The 1,160-nt window shown below is 64.6% G+C and carries 1 pseudogene; it reads right to left on the reverse strand.

Going from position 1 to position 1,160, the window contains the following annotated elements:
- Positions 1-563: pseudogene (locus ACF08B_RS41665) on the reverse strand (transposase); the annotation flags it as partial.
- Positions 564-1,160: the final 597 nt, after the last annotated feature.

A 1,160-nucleotide genomic window follows, 5' to 3' on the forward strand; every position in this document is an offset into this window, starting at 1 on the left:
ACGGCTGCCAGAACCGAACCGCGGTGCGCGGAGCCAGCGGTGACCGCCCAGCCCATCACATAGCCGGTACCGCGGTCCTCGAACCACGTCACCCACACCCTCGACACCTTCTTGTCAGGCATCAACACGACGGTCGGAGCCTGCTTGTGATCCCCCTCCCACACCTCATTGCGAGCCACCGCGGGCCGCTGGAAGGCAGGATCGAAACCACGGGCGGCCGGGATCCCCTCCCGCAGACCGGCCATGAAACCGGGATCGAGGTCACGGGCGATGGCATCGTGCAACGTCGTCAGCCCCACCGGGTCCTGACCCGCCGCCAACGCCTCACGCACCAGATGCTCGTGAGCACGTTTGACGTTGCCCTGGTAGTCGGCGAGAACATCAATGATCTCTTCGGTGATCCGAAAACGCCTGCGCTCGGGCTTCTCCGGCGAGCCGGTCTCCTCCGCCACGGCAAGCCAGCGCCACACCTGCCGCACGCTCACACCCACCGAACCAGCAACCAGCCGCACATGAGCGGTCGTCAACTCCCCCGCCCCACGCAACCGCAGCAGCCCGGCCACAGCAACAGGCCGCAACTCATCCCGATGCCGCCCCAAACCCCCATCCGTAGCCTCGGAAACGTCGTCCGGCGCCGTCACTGATACCAGCACCCTCGACGCAGGCAGACGGATAACGGCACGGCACCCAAGTACAACCTCCAACAGTGAACAACGCCTGCACACAGATCAGCTCAGCCAGACGCACGTCTATGACAGATGCGCCTGATGCGACGCTACGAACTGAACGCGGGCTTCCCGCCCAGCTGCCCACCCGGGCGGGTGACAGCAGAACGTTCCCACCAGTCCGACAAACGCACGTGCTAACGACCCCCGGGACCACCCCAGGTACCCGCACCAGCCAGGCCCCACAGCACCGACACCAACGCCGCACTCCCCCGCAACACCCCAACCCCACACGCCCAGCCCCCGAACGACCCGAAAGACAAAGGAGATACGGCGAACACAACACCGACCGATACAGCCCCACGTCACTGCAAGATTCGGGGAGACATCACCATGATCGATCGCCCCAACTGCCCCTTGAACAGCACCAACACACCTACACGTCAGTGACATTCAAGACCGAACATCCCAGTGACATCCCGACCGAACCTCACA

Source organism: Streptomyces sp. NPDC015139 (assembly GCF_043079785.1).
GTDB classification, from domain to species: Bacteria; Actinomycetota; Actinomycetes; order Streptomycetales; family Streptomycetaceae; genus Streptomyces; species Streptomyces albidocamelliae.